At 63.5% G+C, this 16,279-nt stretch carries 15 protein-coding genes and 1 riboswitch; of the genes, 7 read left to right on the top strand and 8 right to left on the bottom strand.

The window, feature by feature from the left end; genetic code table 11:
- Window position 1: 1 nt before the first annotated feature.
- From mutL to DM374_RS20040, 4 genes are read right to left on the bottom strand one after another with little or no spacing between them, the layout of a single operon-like run.
- Window positions 2-1,897, bottom strand: a complete 1,896-nt coding sequence (gene mutL / locus DM374_RS20055; RefSeq protein WP_110971461.1) for a DNA mismatch repair endonuclease MutL — start codon at window positions 1,895-1,897, stop codon at window positions 2-4.
- Window positions 1,894-3,324: an N-acetylmuramoyl-L-alanine amidase gene (locus DM374_RS20050; protein ID WP_175653939.1), complete on the bottom strand. Its 1,431-nt coding sequence runs from the start codon at window positions 3,322-3,324 to the stop codon at window positions 1,894-1,896. Before DM374_RS20050 ends, mutL begins: the two co-directional genes overlap by 4 nt.
- Window positions 3,325-3,326: 2 nt before the next feature.
- The gene (gene tsaE / locus DM374_RS20045) at window positions 3,327-3,797 is read right to left on the bottom strand and encodes a tRNA (adenosine(37)-N6)-threonylcarbamoyltransferase complex ATPase subunit type 1 TsaE (protein WP_095155945.1); all 471 of its coding nucleotides are present in this window, start codon (window positions 3,795-3,797) and stop codon (window positions 3,327-3,329) included.
- On the bottom strand, window positions 3,785-4,645 hold the full coding sequence (locus DM374_RS20040; RefSeq protein WP_110971460.1) for an NAD(P)H-hydrate dehydratase: 861 nt from the start codon (window positions 4,643-4,645) through the stop codon (window positions 3,785-3,787). The genes tsaE and DM374_RS20040 overlap by 13 nt, the downstream gene beginning before the upstream one ends.
- 64 nt (window positions 4,646-4,709) lie before the next feature.
- On the opposite strand from DM374_RS20040, the gene queG reads away from it, so the two are divergent.
- The gene (queG, locus tag DM374_RS20035) at window positions 4,710-5,789 is read left to right on the top strand and encodes a tRNA epoxyqueuosine(34) reductase QueG (RefSeq protein WP_110971459.1); all 1,080 of its coding nucleotides are present in this window, start codon (window positions 4,710-4,712) and stop codon (window positions 5,787-5,789) included.
- Between the two features lie 15 nt (window positions 5,790-5,804).
- Here queG and DM374_RS20030 read toward each other — a convergent pair whose 3' ends face one another.
- Together DM374_RS20030 and orn are read right to left on the bottom strand one after the other, a co-directional pair.
- A complete protein-coding gene (locus DM374_RS20030; RefSeq protein WP_110971458.1) occupies window positions 5,805-6,416 on the bottom strand; it encodes a trimeric intracellular cation channel family protein in 612 nt (203 codons plus the stop codon).
- Between the two features lie 93 nt (window positions 6,417-6,509).
- Complete coding sequence (orn, locus tag DM374_RS20025) at window positions 6,510-7,052, bottom strand: oligoribonuclease (RefSeq protein ID WP_110971457.1); 543 nt, start codon at window positions 7,050-7,052, stop codon at window positions 6,510-6,512.
- 94 nt (window positions 7,053-7,146) lie between these two features.
- Between orn and rsgA the strand changes: the two genes are divergently transcribed.
- On the top strand, window positions 7,147-8,178 hold the full coding sequence (gene rsgA / locus DM374_RS20020) for a small ribosomal subunit biogenesis GTPase RsgA (protein WP_095155940.1): 1,032 nt from the start codon (window positions 7,147-7,149) through the stop codon (window positions 8,176-8,178).
- 157 nt (window positions 8,179-8,335) lie between these two features.
- Entirely contained in the window at window positions 8,336-8,806 is a 471-nt protein-coding gene (locus tag DM374_RS20015) for a toll/interleukin-1 receptor domain-containing protein (protein WP_110971456.1), read from the top strand.
- Window positions 8,807-8,951: 145 nt separating this feature from the next.
- Here the strand turns inward: DM374_RS20015 and DM374_RS20010 are convergent, their stop codons facing one another.
- Window positions 8,952-10,391, bottom strand: a complete 1,440-nt coding sequence (locus DM374_RS20010; protein ID WP_110971455.1) for a TolC family outer membrane protein — start codon at window positions 10,389-10,391, stop codon at window positions 8,952-8,954.
- A gap of 142 nt (window positions 10,392-10,533) precedes the next feature.
- Window positions 10,534-10,639, top strand: a riboswitch (TPP riboswitch).
- Between the two features lie 148 nt (window positions 10,640-10,787).
- On the opposite strand from DM374_RS20010, the gene thiC reads away from it, so the two are divergent.
- Both thiC and cytX read left to right on the top strand, forming a co-directional pair.
- Window positions 10,788-12,677: a phosphomethylpyrimidine synthase ThiC gene (thiC, locus tag DM374_RS20005; RefSeq protein WP_110971454.1), complete on the top strand. Its 1,890-nt coding sequence runs from the start codon at window positions 10,788-10,790 to the stop codon at window positions 12,675-12,677.
- Window positions 12,678-12,870: 193 nt separating this feature from the next.
- Window positions 12,871-14,154, top strand: a complete 1,284-nt coding sequence (gene cytX, locus DM374_RS20000) for a putative hydroxymethylpyrimidine transporter CytX (RefSeq protein ID WP_110971453.1) — start codon at window positions 12,871-12,873, stop codon at window positions 14,152-14,154.
- Here the strand turns inward: cytX and DM374_RS19995 are convergent.
- Window positions 14,123-14,869: an RsiV family protein gene (locus tag DM374_RS19995; protein ID WP_110971452.1), complete on the bottom strand. Its 747-nt coding sequence runs from the start codon at window positions 14,867-14,869 to the stop codon at window positions 14,123-14,125. The genes cytX and DM374_RS19995 overlap by 32 nt on opposite strands.
- Before the next feature lie 186 nt (window positions 14,870-15,055).
- Between DM374_RS19995 and DM374_RS19990 the strand changes: the two genes are divergently transcribed.
- Window positions 15,056-15,673, top strand: a complete 618-nt coding sequence (locus DM374_RS19990) for an NUDIX domain-containing protein (RefSeq protein ID WP_110971451.1) — start codon at window positions 15,056-15,058, stop codon at window positions 15,671-15,673.
- Window positions 15,664-16,116, top strand: coding sequence for a DUF1249 domain-containing protein (locus DM374_RS19985; RefSeq protein ID WP_095155923.1), 453 nt, complete (start codon window positions 15,664-15,666; stop codon window positions 16,114-16,116). The genes DM374_RS19990 and DM374_RS19985 overlap by 10 nt, the downstream gene beginning before the upstream one ends.
- Window positions 16,117-16,279: the final 163 nt, after the last annotated feature.

The following is a 16,279-nucleotide window of genomic DNA, read 5'->3' as shown; positions in this document are numbered from 1 at the left end:
ATCAACGACCGCGCAAGAACAGTTTGTCCAGATCGTCCAGGCCCATTTGGGTCCAGGTCGGTCGGCCATGGTTGCATTGACCGCTGCGCTCGGTGTTTTCCATGTCGCGCAGCAGGCCGTTCATTTCTGGCAAGGCCAGGCGCCGGTTGGCGCGCACCGCGCCGTGGCAAGCCATGGTGCCGAGCAGTTCGTTGAGGTGCGCCTGGATCCGGTCGCTGGTGCCGTATTCCATCAGGTCGGCGAGCACATCCTGAACCAGCCGATTGGCCTCGGCCTGTTTGAGCAGCGCCGGAATCTGCCGGATCGCGACGCTCTCCGGGCCCAGACGCTGCAATTCGAAGCCCAGGCGCTGGAACCACTGCGCATGTTCTTCCGCGCAGTCGGCCTCACGCTGACTCATGGCCAGGGATTCCGGAACCAGCAGCGGTTGGCCGCTGAGGCCTTCGCTGGCCATGGCCACTTTCAGCCGCTCGTACATGATCCGCTCGTGGGCGGCGTGCATGTCCACCAGCACCAGGCCGTGGGCGTTTTCCGCGAGGATATAGATGCCCTTCAACTGCGCCAGCGCATAGCCCAGCGGCGGAATGTCACGCTCGCCTTCCGGCAGCGGCGCGGGCTCGGCATTCGGCAGTGGCGAGAAAAACTCGCGATAGACCTCACGCGTCTCGCCAACCGGCAGCGCGGCGCTTGGGCGCGGCGTGTAGTTGTACTGGTAGCCCGCACCCGCACCCGAGCCCGCCGGGCTCGCCGAAGGTGAGGCAACCGACGGTTCAAGCACGCTGGCCGACAGACGCATCTCACCCTGAGGCCCGAACTCTCCCGCCTGCTGCCCGGACGGGCGGATGATTTCCGTTGTCGCCGCGGGTGCCGCTACCTGGTCGTCCGGACGCACATCGGCCAGCGCCCGGTGCAGGGTTCCGTACAGGAAATCGTGGACCATGCGTCCATCACGGAAGCGCACTTCGTGCTTGGTCGGGTGGACATTGACGTCGACCCCGGTCGGGTCGAGTTCCAGAAACAGCACGAACGTCGGGTGGCGGCCGTTGAACAGCACGTCGCGGTAAGCCTGGCGCACAGCGTGGGCGACCAGCTTGTCGCGCACCGCCCGGCCATTGACAAAGAAGTACTGCAGGTCCGCCTGGCTGCGGGAGAAGGTCGGCAAACCAACCCAACCCCAAAGCCGCAGCCCGTTGCGATCGATCTCGATCGGCAGCGCCTGCTCAAGGAAACCTGGCCCGCAGATCGCTCCGACCCGCCGCGCCTTGGCGATATCGTCCGGGGCTTCGTGCAGACTGAGAATGCTTTTGCCGTTGTGCCGCAAGTGGAAACCGACATCGAAACGCGCCAGCGCCAGGCGCCGGATCACCTCCTGCAGGTGGTCGAATTCGGTCTTTTCGGTCTTGAGAAACTTGCGCCGCGCCGGGGTATTGAAGAACAGGTCACGCACTTCGACCGAAGTACCCACCGGGTGCGCTGCGGGCTGCACTCGCGGCGCCATGTCACGGCCTTCGGTTTCCACCTGCCAGGCCTGCTCGGCGTCACGGGTGCGCGAGGTCAGGGTGAGGCGGGCCACCGAGCTGATCGACGCCAAGGCCTCACCACGAAAGCCCAGACTCATTACCCGTTCAAGGTCTTCGAGGTCGCGAATCTTGCTGGTGGCGTGGCGAGCCAGGGCCAGCGGCAGGTCATCGGAGGCGATACCGCTGCCATCGTCGCGGACCCGCAGCAATTTCACCCCGCCTTGCTCGACCTCAACGTCGATGCGGCGCGCGCCGGAATCCAGGCTGTTTTCCAGCAACTCCTTGATGACCGAGGCCGGACGCTCGACAACCTCGCCAGCGGCGATCTGGTTGGCAAGACGAGGGCTGAGCAGTTCGATACGGGCACTGCTGGTCATGGCTGGGCTGCCAGGGTGGTCGCTGGAATATCCAGATTCTGGCCGACTTTCAGCTCATCGCTCTTGAGGTTGTTGGTGCTACGCAGGCCGGCCACGCTGACCTGATAGCGCACAGCAATCATGGCCAAGGTCTCGCCTGGGCGTACCACATGCTCACGCGGGCCTTGGGCGATCTTGCCGCTGTCCCGCAGCCAGGCGATGTAGGTACCCGGTGGAGGGTTCTGCTGGAAGAACTGCTTCACGCCGCCGTGGATCGAACGCGCCAGCGACTGCTGGTGGCTCGGCGTCGCCAGCTTGGCGGCTTCGTTGGCGTTGGAGATGAACCCGGTTTCCACGAGAATCGACGGGATATCCGGCGATTTAAGCACCATGAAACCCGCCTGCTCGACCCGGCGTTTGTGCAGCGAGGTCACCCGACCGATGTTGCCCAGGACCTTCTGCCCGACGTTCAGACTGGAGCTGAGCGACGCGGTCATCGACAGGTCCAGCAGCACGCCCGCGAGCATGCGGTCCTTGTCGTCGAGGCTGACGTTGCCGGCACCACCGATCAGGTCGGAACGGTTTTCACTGTCCGCCAGCCAGCGCGCCGTCTCGGAGGTGGCGCCGCGATCAGACAGGGCGAACACCGAAGCACCGAAGGCCGCCGTGGACGGCGCGGCGTCGGCATGGATGGAGATGAACAGGTCGGCGCCTTTCTTGCGGGCGATCTCGGTGCGCTTGCGCAGCGGGATGAAGTAATCGCCAGTACGGGTCAGCTCGGCGCGGAAGCCCTTCTCGGTATTGATCTGGCGCTGCAGTTCCTTGGCGATCTGCAGCACGATGTCTTTCTCGTGCTGGCCGCGGGAGCCCGAGGCACCCGGGTCTTCACCGCCGTGACCGGCGTCGATGGCAATGACGATATCGCGCTTGCCATTAGGCACCGGCGGCAGCGTGATCGCTGGTTGCGTAGGCGTCACGGGCACCACAGGAGTGGTCGCAGTCGTGGCGGCCGGTGTCGGCGGCTGGGCCGCAGCGTCGGCTTCTTGGTCGTACAGATCCACCACCAGGCGATTGCCGTACTGGGCGTTGGGCGCCAGGGTGAAGCTTTTCGGGGTGACGGTCTTGCTCAGGTCAATCACTACGCGCAGGTCGGTAGGCGTGCGCTGTGCCGAACGTACGGCGGTGATTGGTGTGTTGGAAGTGGAAACCGAGAGCGGCGCGGCCAGGGTGGCGCCGTTGATATCGATGACCAGCCGATCAGGCGCAGTCAGGGTGAAGACACTGTGCTGCACCGGGCCAGACAGATCGAAGACCAGCCGCGTGTTGTCCGGCGCGCGCCACAGGCGCACGCTCTTGACCTGTGTGACCGCGAAAGCGTCAACGGTCACTGCCGTAAGCAGCAGTCCTACGACGGCAACCAGTGCGCGAAAGCGCATACCTTTCCCCATTTCTATTTGAATTCCAAGGCCAAAGCGGCACACCAGGCTTCACCGCGAGCACCTTGCGGCGCCAGGTTCAACGAACGACCGCCCGCCTGGGGGCTTATGGTAATGGTCAGGTCCGGCTTTGGCAAAATGCCCGCACCCTTGTCCGGCCACTCGAACAGGCACAGCGCATCGCCTTCGAAATAGTCGCGGATCCCCATGAATTCCAGCTCCTCCGGGTCGACCAGACGATAGAGGTCGAAGTGGAAGGCGCGGATCTCACCAATCTCGTACGGTTCTACCACCGTAAATGTAGGACTTTTCACAGCTCCGGTGTGCCCGAGCCCGCGAATGATGCCCCGCGACAGGGTCGTCTTGCCCGCGCCGAGGTCACCTTCGAGAAAAATCACGCCGTTGCCGTGGGTCACTTGGGCGATACGAGCGCCGAAATCGACCATGGCCTGCTCGTCGGCCAAAAACAGGGTTACGCCTGACACGCTGAATGCTCCTCCAACAACTCTCGAATAGACGGCACCAGATCATGTGCCGCCAGCCCCCGCCCATGGCTACCCAAACGTTCTCCGGCGCAGGCATGCAGCCAGACCGCGAGACAGGCCGCGTCCCAGGCCGGCATGTCCTGGGCGAGCAACGCGCCCAGCACACCGCTGAGTACATCCCCCAGACCTGCGCCAGCCATGGCCGGATGGCCGCGCTTGCACAGGGCAAGCCGCCCGTGCGGGTCCGCGACCAGACTGCCAGAGCCCTTGAGCACGCAAACGGCGGCGTATTTTCGCGCCAGCTTGCGCGCCGCCCCCGGGCGGTCGGCCTGCACCGCCTCGGTGGAAATCCCCAACAGCCGCGCAGCCTCGCCAGGGTGCGGCGTAATGATGCTGCCCGCCGGCAACGCCATCGGCGCCACGGCCAGCAGGTTCAATGCATCGGCATCCCAGACTTGCCGCAGACCCGAACTGGCCACCGCCGACAACAGGCTGCGGCCCCACGCCGCTTGCCCCAGCCCAGGTCCGACCACCAGAACCGACGCCCGTTCGATCGGCGCCATCAACTGATTGGCCGAACTCACACCCATGCTCATGACCTCAGGCAACCGTGCCAGAGCCGCCGGCAGGTGCTCGGCGCGGCTGGCCAGCGACACCAGCCCGGCGCCGCAGCGCAATGCCGCCTCGGCGCTGAGCAACACCGCGCCACCAGTGCCGCGATCACCGCCGATCACCAGTACATGGCCGAACTGTCCTTTATGGGCGGTCGCAGCGCGCGCGGGCAGGCCCGCCACGGTGTCGCGGGAGAGCACAACTGGCTCGTTTGCAGGGTGTTTGGTCTGAGGCATGCGTCGTTCGGCTCCGATGTCTGGCAGAATTATACGCACCTGTGTCCTCGTTGCCCTATTTCGCATGTCTGCCTCCGCCATAGATCTCCCCGCCCTCACCCAGTCCATCAAGGACTGGGGCCGTGAACTCGGCTTTGCCCACGTCGGCATCGCCGGTGTGGATCTGGCCGAGCACGAACAGCATCTGGAGCGCTGGCTGGCCGCCGGCTATCACGGCGAGATGGAGTACATGGGCGCCCACGGCAGCAAGCGCTCGCACCCGGACGAGCTGGTGCCGGGCACCCTTCGGGTCGTTTCGCTGCGCATGGACTACCTGCCCGGCGATACGCAGATGGCGCAGCGCCTGGCCCAGCCGGAAAAAGCCTATATCTCGCGCTACGCCCTTGGCCGCGACTATCACAAGCTGGTGCGCAAGCGCGTCCAGCACCTGGCCGAGCGCATCCAGAAGGAAATCGGCCCGTTCGGCTTCCGCGCCTTTGTCGACAGCGCCCCCGTGCTGGAAAAAGCCATCGCCCAGCAAGCCGGCCTGGGCTGGATCGGCAAGAACACCCTGCTGCTCAACCGCAAGGCCGGCAGCTATTTCTTCCTCAGCGAACTGTTCGTCGACCTCGCGCTCCCGGTGGACGAGGCCCAGGCCACCGAACACTGCGGCCGCTGCAGCGCCTGCCTGGATATCTGCCCGACCAAGGCCTTCGTCGGCCCATACGTGCTGGATGCGCGTCGCTGCATTTCGTACCTGACCATCGAACTGAAGAACGCGATTCCCGAAGAACTGCGCTCGATGATCGGCAATCGGGTGTTCGGCTGCGACGATTGCCAGATCGTCTGCCCCTGGAACCGTTTTGCCCGCCCGACGGCGGAAAGTGATTTCCAGCCGCGTCATGGCCTGGACAACGCCGAGTTGGCCGAATTGTTTCTCTGGGATGAAGAGCGCTTTCTCGCCAGCACCGAGGGATCGCCGCTACGCCGCGCCGGCTACGAGCGCTGGCTGCGCAACCTGGCAGTGGGGCTGGGCAATGCACCGTCGACCATCCCCGTACTGGAAGCCCTCAATGCCCGCCGCGACTACCCGTCCGAGCTGGTCCGCGAGCACGTCGAGTGGGCACTGAAGCAGCACGCCGAACGCCAGGCGTGTCCCGCCTGACGCCGCGTCGGCCAATCAATGGTCGTCGTTGTAGTGAAACTTGGGCATTTCCCAGTGGAAACGAATCGCCAGCAAACGGAGCAGGAAGCCGCCGAACAGGGTGATCAGGATCGACTGCTCTGCCGGCAGTTGCAGGTGCACGCAACCCAGGTAGCACCAGGCCGCGGCGAAGGACACGCTGGCATACAGTTCGCGGCGGAAGATCAGTGGAATGTCGTTGCAGAGAATGTCCCGCAAGATGCCGCCGAACACGCCGGTGATCATCCCGCTGATGGAGGCGACCAGCATGCTGTGGCCCAGCTCCAGCGCGGTCATGCAGCCGATCAGGGTGAACGCCACCAGACCGATGGCATCGAGCACCAGGAACAGCGAGCGCAAATGCCGCATCAACGGGGCAATGAAGATGGTGATCAACGCCGCCGCACTGGTCAGCACCAGGTATTCAGGGTGTTTGACCCAAGTCAGCGGGTAATGGCCCAGCAACACATCACGCACTGAACCGCCGCCCAGCGCGGTCACACAGGCGATCAGCACCACACCGAACCAGTCCATGCCGCGACGACCGGCAGACAGGGCACCGGTCATGGCTTCAGCGGTGATCGCAATCAGATAGAGCATCAACAACATGGTGCAGGTCCAGGCAGAGGGACGCGCAGTCTAACCAGTTGCCTCAAGCACCAAAAGGGGGCGCCAGAGCGATTCGTGGCACCCCCGTGGGGCTTAGAACTTGATGAAGTGCTCGCGGTAGTGGCGCAGCTCGGCGATCGACTCGCGGATGTCGTCCAGCGCAAGGTGGGTGCTGCCCTTCTTGAAACCGTCGCGAACGTCCGGCGCCCAGCGACCGGCCAGTTCCTTGAGGGTCGAAACGTCGAGATTGCGGTAGTGGAAGTAGTTTTCCAGCCCGCGCATGTGGCGGTAGAGGAAGCGACGATCCTGGCAGATGCTGTTGCCACAGATCGGCGACTTGCCCTTGGGCACCCACTGTTCCAGGAAGGCGATGGTCTGCGCCTCGGCCTCGGCCATGTCGATGCGGCTTTCACGCACGCGCTGGGTCAGGCCGGAGTTGCCGTGAGTGCGGGTGTTCCACTCGTCCATACGCGCCAGGACTTCGTCGCTGTGGTGGATAGCGATCACCGGACCTTCGGCCAGGGTATTGAGATCGCTGTCGGTGACAATGGTCGCCATCTCGATGATGACGTCGCTGTCGGGGTCCAGACCGGTCATTTCCAGATCGATCCAGATCAGATTCTGTGGGTTCTGCATAGCTCTGCTCCTCGGTAGGTGCGCAGTTTAGCCTAGTGGAGCGTGCTAAACTCGACGCCGTTTCAACATCCCCGCTTTAAACGACGAGACCTCCATGGCCAAACGCCAGCTCAACCGCCGCCAAAACTGGCGCATCGAAAAGATCCAGGAAGAGCGTGCCGCCCGCGCCGCCAAACGTGAGGGGCGCGCCCTGGAGGTGCTCGAAGGCGGCGACCTTGGCCCTGAACAGACCGGCCTGGTGATCGCGCATTTCGGTGTGCAAGTGGAGGTCGAAGCCGAGCAAGGCGACGAAGCCGGCCAGGTATTCCGTTGCCACCTGCGAGCCAACCTGCCCGCGCTGGTGACCGGCGATCGCGTGGTGTGGCGCGCCGGCAACCAGGGTATCGGTGTGATCGTCGCGCAACTGCCACGCAGCACCGAACTGTGCCGCCCCGACAGCCGCGGACAGCTCAAGCCAGTGGCAGCCAACGTCGACCTGATCGTCATCGTCTTCGCCCCAGCCCCCGAGCCTCACGCCAACCTCATCGACCGCTACCTCGTGGCCGCCGAGCATGCCGGTATCCGGCCGCTGCTGCTGCTGAACAAGGCCGACCTGATCGACGAGCAGAACGCCCCGGCACTCAACGCCCTGCTGGCGGTGTACCGGCAACTCGGCTACCCGCTGCTGGAAGTGTCCGCGCACCACGGCAATGGCATGGAACAGTTGCAGACCATACTCGACGGTCATATCAGCGTGTTCGTCGGCCAGTCCGGGGTCGGCAAGTCTTCGCTGGTCAACAGCCTGCTGCCGAACGTGCAGTCCCGCGTTGGCGAGCTTTCGGAATGGTCCGGCCAGGGCCAGCACACCACCACCACCGCCCGCCTGTATCACTTCCCTGGTGGCGGCGAGCTGATCGACTCCCCGGGTATTCGCGAGTTCGGCCTGGTCCACGTCAGTCGCGCGGATGTCGAAGCCGGTTTCATCGAGTTCAGCACGCTGCTCGGCAATTGCCGTTTCCGCGACTGCAAGCATGATCGCGAGCCTGGCTGTGCACTGCTCAAGGCCCTGGAGGACGGAAGCGTCCAGCAACAACGGATGAACAGCTACCGCTCCATCATCGCCAGCTTGCCGCAAGACACCTACTGACCCTTTGGGCGTTGCCGGGAACGGGAACACCCAATGTAGTCTGCATCCGTAGGCATGTTCATACACGGATGTAGGATGCTTCTTTGTTTCTGGCCGTCTATTGCCGGGCTTAAGGAATTCACTGATCGTCGCGCTTTCACCTGAAAGGACGCCAGTGATGCCCGTTTTCATCAGTTACCGCCACCCTGATCGCCTCGATGCGTTCGTGATCAACGAACGACTCAAGCTCGAAGGCATCAACACCTGCCTTGAGCTGCTCGACCCGGAGGCCCGGCAGACCACCGACGATATCTGCAGCCTGCTCAACAACAACATCAACGCCTGCACCCACATGATCACCGTACTCGGCCAGAGCGGCGTCGAAGATTGGTGGGTACCGTTCGGCCTCGGCAGCGCTACCCAGTTGAACCGAAGGCTGGCCTTCTATCAGTGCGAAGGCACCCTGCCCTCGTATCTTGAGCGCTGGCCAACCCTGAGCCGGCGCGAACATATCGATCTGTTCGTCAGCGCCTACCATGACGAGCAGACCTTTCGCCGCGCGATCAGCAAGGATGCCGCGCAGGCCAACCGCAACAACGCCGAGTTCTTCCACACCGATCTGAAGGCCCGCTTGCGTCGCGGTTTCTGACAAACAAGAACGCCCGCCTGGATTGACCCAAGCGGGCGTTCTTGTTTTTTGCCTGGACGATCGCAGTCGCCGGCAAGCCGGCTCCCACAGGGTCTTTTGTCCGGCAAAAGATCCGTGCCGGACCCGATCCCCGTGGGAACCGGTCTTACGGCCGGGCCTCGAAATTGGCCTTGGCTGCTGCCGCCAGATCCGGTGGCAGGAAGTCCTTGTCCGGGTTGTAGTCCGGCTTCAACCAGCGTCCCAGGTCCTGCAGATCCTGCGGGCTCAGCGTGCCCGCTGCCTGCCGGAGCCGCAGGTTGTCGAGGATGTAGTCGTAGCGAGTGTTGTTGTAGTCGCGCACCGAGGTGTAGAGCTGGCGCTGCGCGTCGAGCACGTCGACGATATTGCGCGTACCGACCTGATAACCGATTTCCGTGGCTTCCAGCGCGCTCTGGTTGGAGATGATCGACTGTTTGCGCGCCTGCACCTGCTCCACGTCGGTGTTGACCGCACGGTGCAGGTTGCGGGTGTTTTCCACCACCTGGCGACGCAGGCTTTCGCGCTGCTGCTCGGTCTGGCTCAGGCGCTGGTACGCCTCGCGCACTTGCGAGCTGGTCAGGCCGCCGCTGTACAACGGGATGTTCAGTTGCAGGCCGATGCTGGTCTGTTCGACATCACCACGGTACGACTGGCCGCCCAGGCTCGCGTTCGGGTTGGTGAAGCCGAGGCTGTCGTTGTCACCTTTCTGGTAACGGGCCACGGCGTCGACGGTCGGTGCATGGCCGGCCTTGCGCTGGCGCAGGGTTTCTTCGGCGGCGCTGACGGCGTGGTTGGTGGCTTGCAGATTGAGGTTCTGCTGGGTGGCAGTATCGACCCAGGCCTTGGCGTCGTTAGGCACTGGCACTTGCACCGGCAGGGTGTGAACGACGCCCTGCAGCGCGTTGTACTCACGGTTGGTCAGGGTCACCAAGGCCTCGAAGGCGTCCTGCACGCGGCGCTCGGCGATCAGCCGGTTGGCCCGGGCGGTGTCGTAGCTGGCCTGGGATTGCAGCACATCGGTCTTGTCCGAAAGGCCGACGTCGAAGCGCTCGTTCGACTGGTCGAGCTGGCGCTTGAACGCTGCTTCTTCGGCCTTGGTCGAAGCCAGGTTGTCTTGGGCGCGCAGCACCGCGAAGTAGTTCTCGGCGCTTTGCAGAATCAGGTTCTGCTCGGTGGCGGACAGTTCCAGCGCGGCCTGCTCGTTCACGGCTTCGGCGGCTTGCAACTGGAACCAGCGATCGGCGCGGAAGATCGGCTGCGAGAGGGTCGCCTGCCAGGAGTTGCCGCTGCGGTTGGCGGTCACCGATGGCTGGTCGATGTGCGTACGGCTATTCATCATCTCGGCGCCGGCGGACAGGTTCGGCAGCAGGCCGGCGCGGGCCTGGGGCACGACTTCACGGCGGGCGCCGTAGTCGGCGCGGGCGGCGGCGAGGTCAGCGTTATTGTTCACGGCTTCCTGGTAGACACTGACCAGGTCTGTCCTGGCCGAAAGGGGTGCGTCTGCTGCCCAGGCCATTCCGTTGGAAGCAAAAGACACGGCGAGCGCCAGTGAAAGTTTGCGCAGCATAGGGCGGTCCTTGAACGAAGAGGGTAATTCAGACCAGCGAGTGTAGTTCCGTGGACACTTTGCAACAATCTGACATTTGCGCCATTTATCGTGCCTGTGCTTGGAGGGTTGGCGTTTGCCGCGACTCCAGTCTAGACTGGCCGGGTTCTTGTCGGGGTGCCTTGCGTTGAGGCTGAGATCGGATAATTCCGGATCCCGTTGAACCTGATCAGGTTAGCGCCTGCGTAGGGAACAAGATTGCTCGCTTTCCCGCGAGCCCTCTTGTGCCGGGTCCGGGAAATGTCGAGTCAGCCTCCGTGGCAACAGACACCCCCGTATTCAGCACAGCACCGCCTCCGGTGCGTCCGTGCCTTCATCAGGTTCACTCCGACATCCAACCCGTCTGGAGAGCCTGTGATGACCAAACAAGAAAAATATCCCGCCAACCTGAGCGAGTCCGCGCAGGTCGATCAGCAGTCCGTACAACCTTTTACCCGCTCGCGCAAAATCTATGTCGAGGGCTCGCGCCCGGACATCCGCGTGCCGATGCGCGAAATCAGCCTGGACGACACCCCCACCGATTTCGGCGGCGAAGCCAACGCCCCGGTGCTGGTTTATGACACCTCCGGCCCGTACACCGACCCGAGCGTGATCATCGATGTGCGTAAAGGCCTGGGCGACGTGCGCTCGGCCTGGATCGACGACCGCGCCGACACCGAGCGCCTTGACGGCCTGTCTTCCAACTTCGGCCAGCAGCGCCTGAATGACGTCGAGCTGACCAAGCTGCGCTTCGCCCACGTACGCAACCCGCGCCGTGCCAAGGCCGGGGCCAACGTCAGCCAGATGCACTACGCGCGCAAAGGCATCATCACCGCAGAGATGGAATACGTCGCCCTGCGCGAAAACATGAAGCTCCAGGAAGCCCGCGCCGCCGGTCTGCTCAAGCAGCAGCACGCCGGTCACAGCTTCGGCGCCAGCATTCCGAAAGAAATCACCGCCGAGTTCGTCCGCGAAGAAATCGCCCGTGGTCGCGCGATCATCCCGGCCAACATCAACCACGTGGAGCTGGAGCCGATGATCATCGGCCGCAACTTCCTGGTGAAGATCAACGGCAACATCGGCAACAGCGCCCTCGGTTCGTCCATTGAAGAAGAAGTGGCCAAGCTGACCTGGGGCATCCGCTGGGGTTCGGACACCGTGATGGACCTGTCCACCGGCAAGCACATCCACGAAACCCGCGAGTGGATCATCCGCAACTCGCCGGTGCCGATCGGTACCGTGCCGATCTACCAGGCACTGGAAAAGGTCAACGGCGTGGCCGAAGACCTGACCTGGGAGCTGTTCCGCGACACCCTGATCGAACAGGCCGAGCAGGGCGTCGACTATTTCACTATCCATGCCGGCGTGCTGCTGCGCTATGTGCCGCTGACCGCCAAGCGGGTTACCGGGATCGTCAGCCGGGGCGGCTCGATCATGGCCAAGTGGTGCCTGGCGCACCACAAAGAGAACTTCCTCTACACCCACTTCGACGAAATCTGCGAAATCATGAAGGCCTACGACGTCAGCTTCTCGCTGGGCGACGGCCTGCGTCCGGGCTCCATTGCCGACGCCAACGACGAAGCGCAGTTCGGCGAGCTGGAAACCCTCGGCGAACTGACCAAGATCGCCTGGAAACACGACGTCCAGTGCATGATCGAAGGCCCTGGCCACGTGCCGATGCAGTTGATCAAAGAGAACATGGACAAGCAGCTCGAATGCTGCGACGAGGCGCCGTTCTACACCCTCGGCCCGCTGACCACCGACATCGCGCCGGGCTACGACCACATTACCTCCGGCATCGGTGCCGCGATGATCGGCTGGTTCGGTTGCGCCATGCTTTGCTACGTCACGCCCAAGGAACACCTGGGCCTGCCGAACAAGGATGACGTGAAGACCGGGATCATCACCTACAAGATCGCCGCCCACGCCGCGGATCTTGCGAAAGGTCATCCGGGCGCGCAGATCCGCGACAACGCCCTGAGCAAGGCGCGCTTCGAGTTCCGCTGGGAAGACCAGTTCAACCTCGGCCTGGACCCGGACACTGCGCGTTCGTTCCACGACGAAACCCTGCCGAAGGACTCGGCCAAGGTGGCGCATTTCTGCTCCATGTGCGGGCCGAAGTTCTGCTCGATGAAGATCACCCAGGAAGTGCGTGAATACGCCGCCAACCAGCGCATCGAAGCGGTGGATGTGGCGGTCGAGGACGGCATGCGCGAGCAGGCCGAGCGGTTCCGCCAGGAAGGCAGTCAGTTGTACAAGAAAGTCTGAGGTATCCGGCGCGGTGTGCTTCTGGTGCATCGCGTCGGTTGTTTTGGGACCGCTTTGCGGTCCTTCGCGAGCAAGCTCGCTCCCACAAGGAAGGATCACTGCGGAGCCCCTGTGGGAGCGAGCTTGCTCGCGAAGGGCCGCTAAGCGGCCCCAGGTTTCCGAACTCAACAAAAATCCTGCCGAGACCACTGTCGTGCCCACACCCAGCCACTATTCCCCCGACTCCCCCGTCCCCACCCACCAGCGCACGTTCGGCGCTCGAGACCTGTTCTCCCTGTGGTTCTCCCTCGGCATCGGCCTGATGGTGCTGCAGACCGGTGCCTTGCTGGCGCCGGGCCTGGGGCTGGCCGGGTCGATCCTGGCAATCGGTCTGGGAACGCTGGTCGGGGTGTTGCTGCTGGCCGCCGTCGGGGTGATCGGCAGCGACACCGGCCTGTCGGCCATGGCGGCCCTGCGCCTGAGCCTGGGCCGGCATGGCGCGGCACTGCCAGCGGTGCTGAACCTGCTGCAACTGATCGGCTGGGGCTCGTTCGAAATCATCGTCATGCGCGACGCCGCCAGCCTGCTCGGCGCTCAGTCGTTCGGCGAGAGCAGCCTGTGGAACAGTCCGTTGCTCTGGACCTTGTTCTTCGGCGGCCTGGCCACTTTGCTGGCGGTGAGCGGTCCGCTGACCTTCGTGCGCCGGGTGCTGCGCAAGTGGGGCATCTGGCTGCTGCTGGGGGCCTGCATCTGGCTGACCTGGAACCTGTTTGCCAAGGCCGATCTGGCGGACCTCTGGGCGCGTGCCGGTGACGGTTCGATGTCGCTGGCGGTGGGCTTTGATATCGCCATTGCCATGCCGCTGTCGTGGCTCCCGCTGATTGCCGACTATTCGCGCTTCGGCATGCGTGCCACCCGGGTCTTTGGTGGCACCGCGCTGGGCTTTTTCATCGGCAACTTCTGGCTGATGAGCCTGGGCGTTGCCTACACCCTGGCCTTCGCCCCGAGCGGCGAGGTCAATGCCCTGCTGCTGGCCCTCGCGGGGGCCGGGCTGGGTATTCCGCTGCTGCTGATTCTGTTGGATGAATCGGAAAATGCCTTCGCCGACATTCACTCGGCGGCGGTATCCAGCGGCCTGCTGTTGCGTTTGAAAGTGGAGCACCTGGCCCTGGCCATCGGCGTGTTGTGCACCTTGATCGCCTGCTTCGCGCCGTTGGCGCAATACCAGAACTTCCTGCTGTTGATTGGCTCGGTGTTCGCACCGCTGTTCGGTGTGGTGCTGATGGACCACTTCGTCCTGCGTCGCCGGCGCCTGCCGATGCACGTCAAGTCGCTGCACGGCGGCGCACTGGTGGCGTGGGCTGGCGGGGTTGTGACCTACCATGCGCTGGCCAACTACGCACCGGACGTCGGTGCAACCCTGCCGGCGCTACTGCTGGCAGGGCTGCTTTACGGCGTGCTGGGCTTCAACCGCGGCCGGGAAACAGCTCTGGCTTGATCACCCCGTTCAGGCGCGGGTAGGGGATCTTCAGTTCGACGTGGCCCATCACGTAAGGGGCGATGGCGTACACGTCGTACTTGAGCACCACGGCACCGTAAGTGAGGGCGATGTGCGGCGTCTGGCGGAACGGCCAGGTCTTCACGAACTCGGCGTCCTGATCGAGTTTGCTGCTGATCAGCCAGCCGCGGTGCGCCTCCTCGGCCGTCTTCCAGAATGTCGCTTCCTGACCCGGCACCAGCATGTCCTGCAGGGTCAGGACCTTTTCCTGCTGGCGCGACCAGTTGATGAACGCGCGGCCCGGCGCGCCGTGGGCGCCGCCAGTGTCCAGATAACTGGACAGTTCGATGATCACCAGTCCGTCATGCTGCTCACGTACCTTGGCTTGCAGGTAAGTGCTGTGGCGGCTTTCGGCCGAGCGCAAGAAAGCATCTTCATAGGCTTTGAGCGAACTCGCCACGGGGGCACCGTCGCCGTCGCGGGTCAGTTGCAGCAGGCCGCGTTCGATGATCGGATCGAGCTGCGGCTGACCCGGGAAATGCAGGGTGTCGATGTTCACCAGTGGGCAATCGCTGGCGCTGCAACCGGGCTTGATGTGCTCCCAGGCGTCGCGCTTGACCTCCAGCGGCTTGCGCATGTTGGGCTGGAAAAAGCTCTGGCACGCCCCCAGGGTAAGGGCCAGGACAGCCACGGTGGTCAGTTTGACAAGTGTCATGATGATCCTTGTAGAACAACGGTGATCGGGCTTGGACCGTAGGCACTGCCTTCGGTTCGCCACTAAGCTTGAATAGACCGGCGGTGCCTATCCTCGCAGCCTCCGGGTTGACTTTAAAGAGGGTGAAAGCCGAGGGTACGCGGGGTAGGATGGCGCGAAGTAGCACGTGAGGTATTGGGGATTTTCATGACAGACAAAACGAATACCGCTCCGACCGCCGTTGAGATCGTCCGGCGCGAGAACTGTTTCAAGGGCTTCTACCGGTTGGATCGGGTGCACCTGCGGCATGAACTGTTCGCCGGCGGCATGGGACGCGAGATCAGCCGCGAGCTGTTCGTCCGTCACGACGCCGTTTGCGTCCTGCCCTACGACCCGCAACGCGACGAAGTGGTGCTGATCGAGCAGTTTCGGGTCGGCGCGCTGGGCAAGGTTGAAAACCCCTGGCTGGTTGAACTGGTCGCCGGTCTGATCGACAAGGACGAGCAGCCGGAAGAAGTTGCGCACCGCGAAGCGCAGGAGGAAGCTGGGCTCGAGTTCAGCGCGTTGTGGCCGATGACCCGCTACTTCCCGTCACCTGGCGGCAGCGACGAGTTTGTTCACTTGTATCTGGGGCGTTGCAGCAGCGAGGGGGCTGGCGGGCTGCATGGCCTGGAAGAAGAAGGCGAAGATATTCGCGTGCGGGTCTGGGCATTCGAGGATGCCTTGCAGGCCGTGCGCGATGGGCAGATTGCCAATGCGGCGACGATTATCGCCTTGCAGTGGCTGGCCTTGAACCGTGATGAAGTCAGGGGGCTGTGGTCGTGAACCTTGCACGTGAGCGTTATCGGGTCGATCTGGTTGGCTTGCAGGCTGCCTGCGAGGCCAATTACGCCCGCCTGATGCGCCTGCTGCCAGACATGCGCAACGCCACCAGTTCCCGTCGCATCGGCATGACCCAGGGCGACCAGATGCTTGGCGTGCTGACCCTGGAAGTGGTGCTGGCCTGCCCTTACACCACCACCTTGAGGGTTCGCCAGGAACACAGCCTGCCGTGGCTGCCGGTGCCGCAACTGGAAGTGCAGGTCTACCACGACGCGCGCATGGCCGAAGTCATCAGCGCCGAACACGCCCGGCGTTTTCGCAGCGTTTACCCCTATCCCAACGAATCGATGCACCAGCCGGACGAGAAGGCCCAGCTCAACCTGTTTCTGGGCGAATGGCTGACTCACTGCCTCGCGTGTGGCCATGAGCTGGCGATCGTTCGCTGAATTGCGTACGAAATCTCTATACAGCCGTTTAGCGCCAAACTCTTAATCCTGACGTATGCCTCGCCTGCGTTTCATCACGCCTTTGTGATCGAACGCAGGAGAGAGGCATGCAAATCGCAGTGATTGGAGCGGGCTGGAGTGGTTGTCACGTTGCGCTGGAGTT

Origin of the sequence: Pseudomonas huaxiensis (assembly GCF_003231275.1) — a bacterium.
Classification (GTDB): domain Bacteria; phylum Pseudomonadota; class Gammaproteobacteria; order Pseudomonadales; family Pseudomonadaceae; genus Aquipseudomonas; species Aquipseudomonas huaxiensis.
Note: the sequence above shows the minus strand (reverse complement) of the source record. Positions and strands in the feature narration are given on the sequence as shown.

Excerpts from the sequence above, each read along its gene's own strand:
- mutL (WP_110971461.1), bottom strand. The coding sequence starts at position 1,897 with ATGACCAGCAGTGCCCGTATCGAACTGCTCAGCCCTCGTCTTGCCAAC.
- DM374_RS20050 (WP_175653939.1), bottom strand. The coding sequence starts at position 3,324 with ATGGGGAAAGGTATGCGCTTTCGCGCACTGGTTGCCGTCGTAGGACTG.
- DM374_RS20040 (WP_110971460.1), bottom strand. The coding sequence starts at position 4,645 with ATGCCTCAGACCAAACACCCTGCAAACGAGCCAGTTGTGCTCTCCCGC.
- queG (WP_110971459.1), top strand. The coding sequence starts at position 4,710 with ATGTCTGCCTCCGCCATAGATCTCCCCGCCCTCACCCAGTCCATCAAG.
- DM374_RS20030 (WP_110971458.1), bottom strand. The coding sequence starts at position 6,416 with ATGTTGTTGATGCTCTATCTGATTGCGATCACCGCTGAAGCCATGACC.
- orn (WP_110971457.1), bottom strand. The coding sequence starts at position 7,052 with ATGCAGAACCCACAGAATCTGATCTGGATCGATCTGGAAATGACCGGT.
- rsgA (WP_095155940.1), top strand. The coding sequence starts at position 7,147 with ATGGCCAAACGCCAGCTCAACCGCCGCCAAAACTGGCGCATCGAAAAG.
- DM374_RS20015 (WP_110971456.1), top strand. The coding sequence starts at position 8,336 with ATGCCCGTTTTCATCAGTTACCGCCACCCTGATCGCCTCGATGCGTTC.
- DM374_RS20010 (WP_110971455.1), bottom strand. The coding sequence starts at position 10,391 with ATGCTGCGCAAACTTTCACTGGCGCTCGCCGTGTCTTTTGCTTCCAAC.
- thiC (WP_110971454.1), top strand. The coding sequence starts at position 10,788 with ATGACCAAACAAGAAAAATATCCCGCCAACCTGAGCGAGTCCGCGCAG.
- DM374_RS19995 (WP_110971452.1), bottom strand. The coding sequence starts at position 14,869 with ATGACACTTGTCAAACTGACCACCGTGGCTGTCCTGGCCCTTACCCTG.
- DM374_RS19990 (WP_110971451.1), top strand. The coding sequence starts at position 15,056 with ATGACAGACAAAACGAATACCGCTCCGACCGCCGTTGAGATCGTCCGG.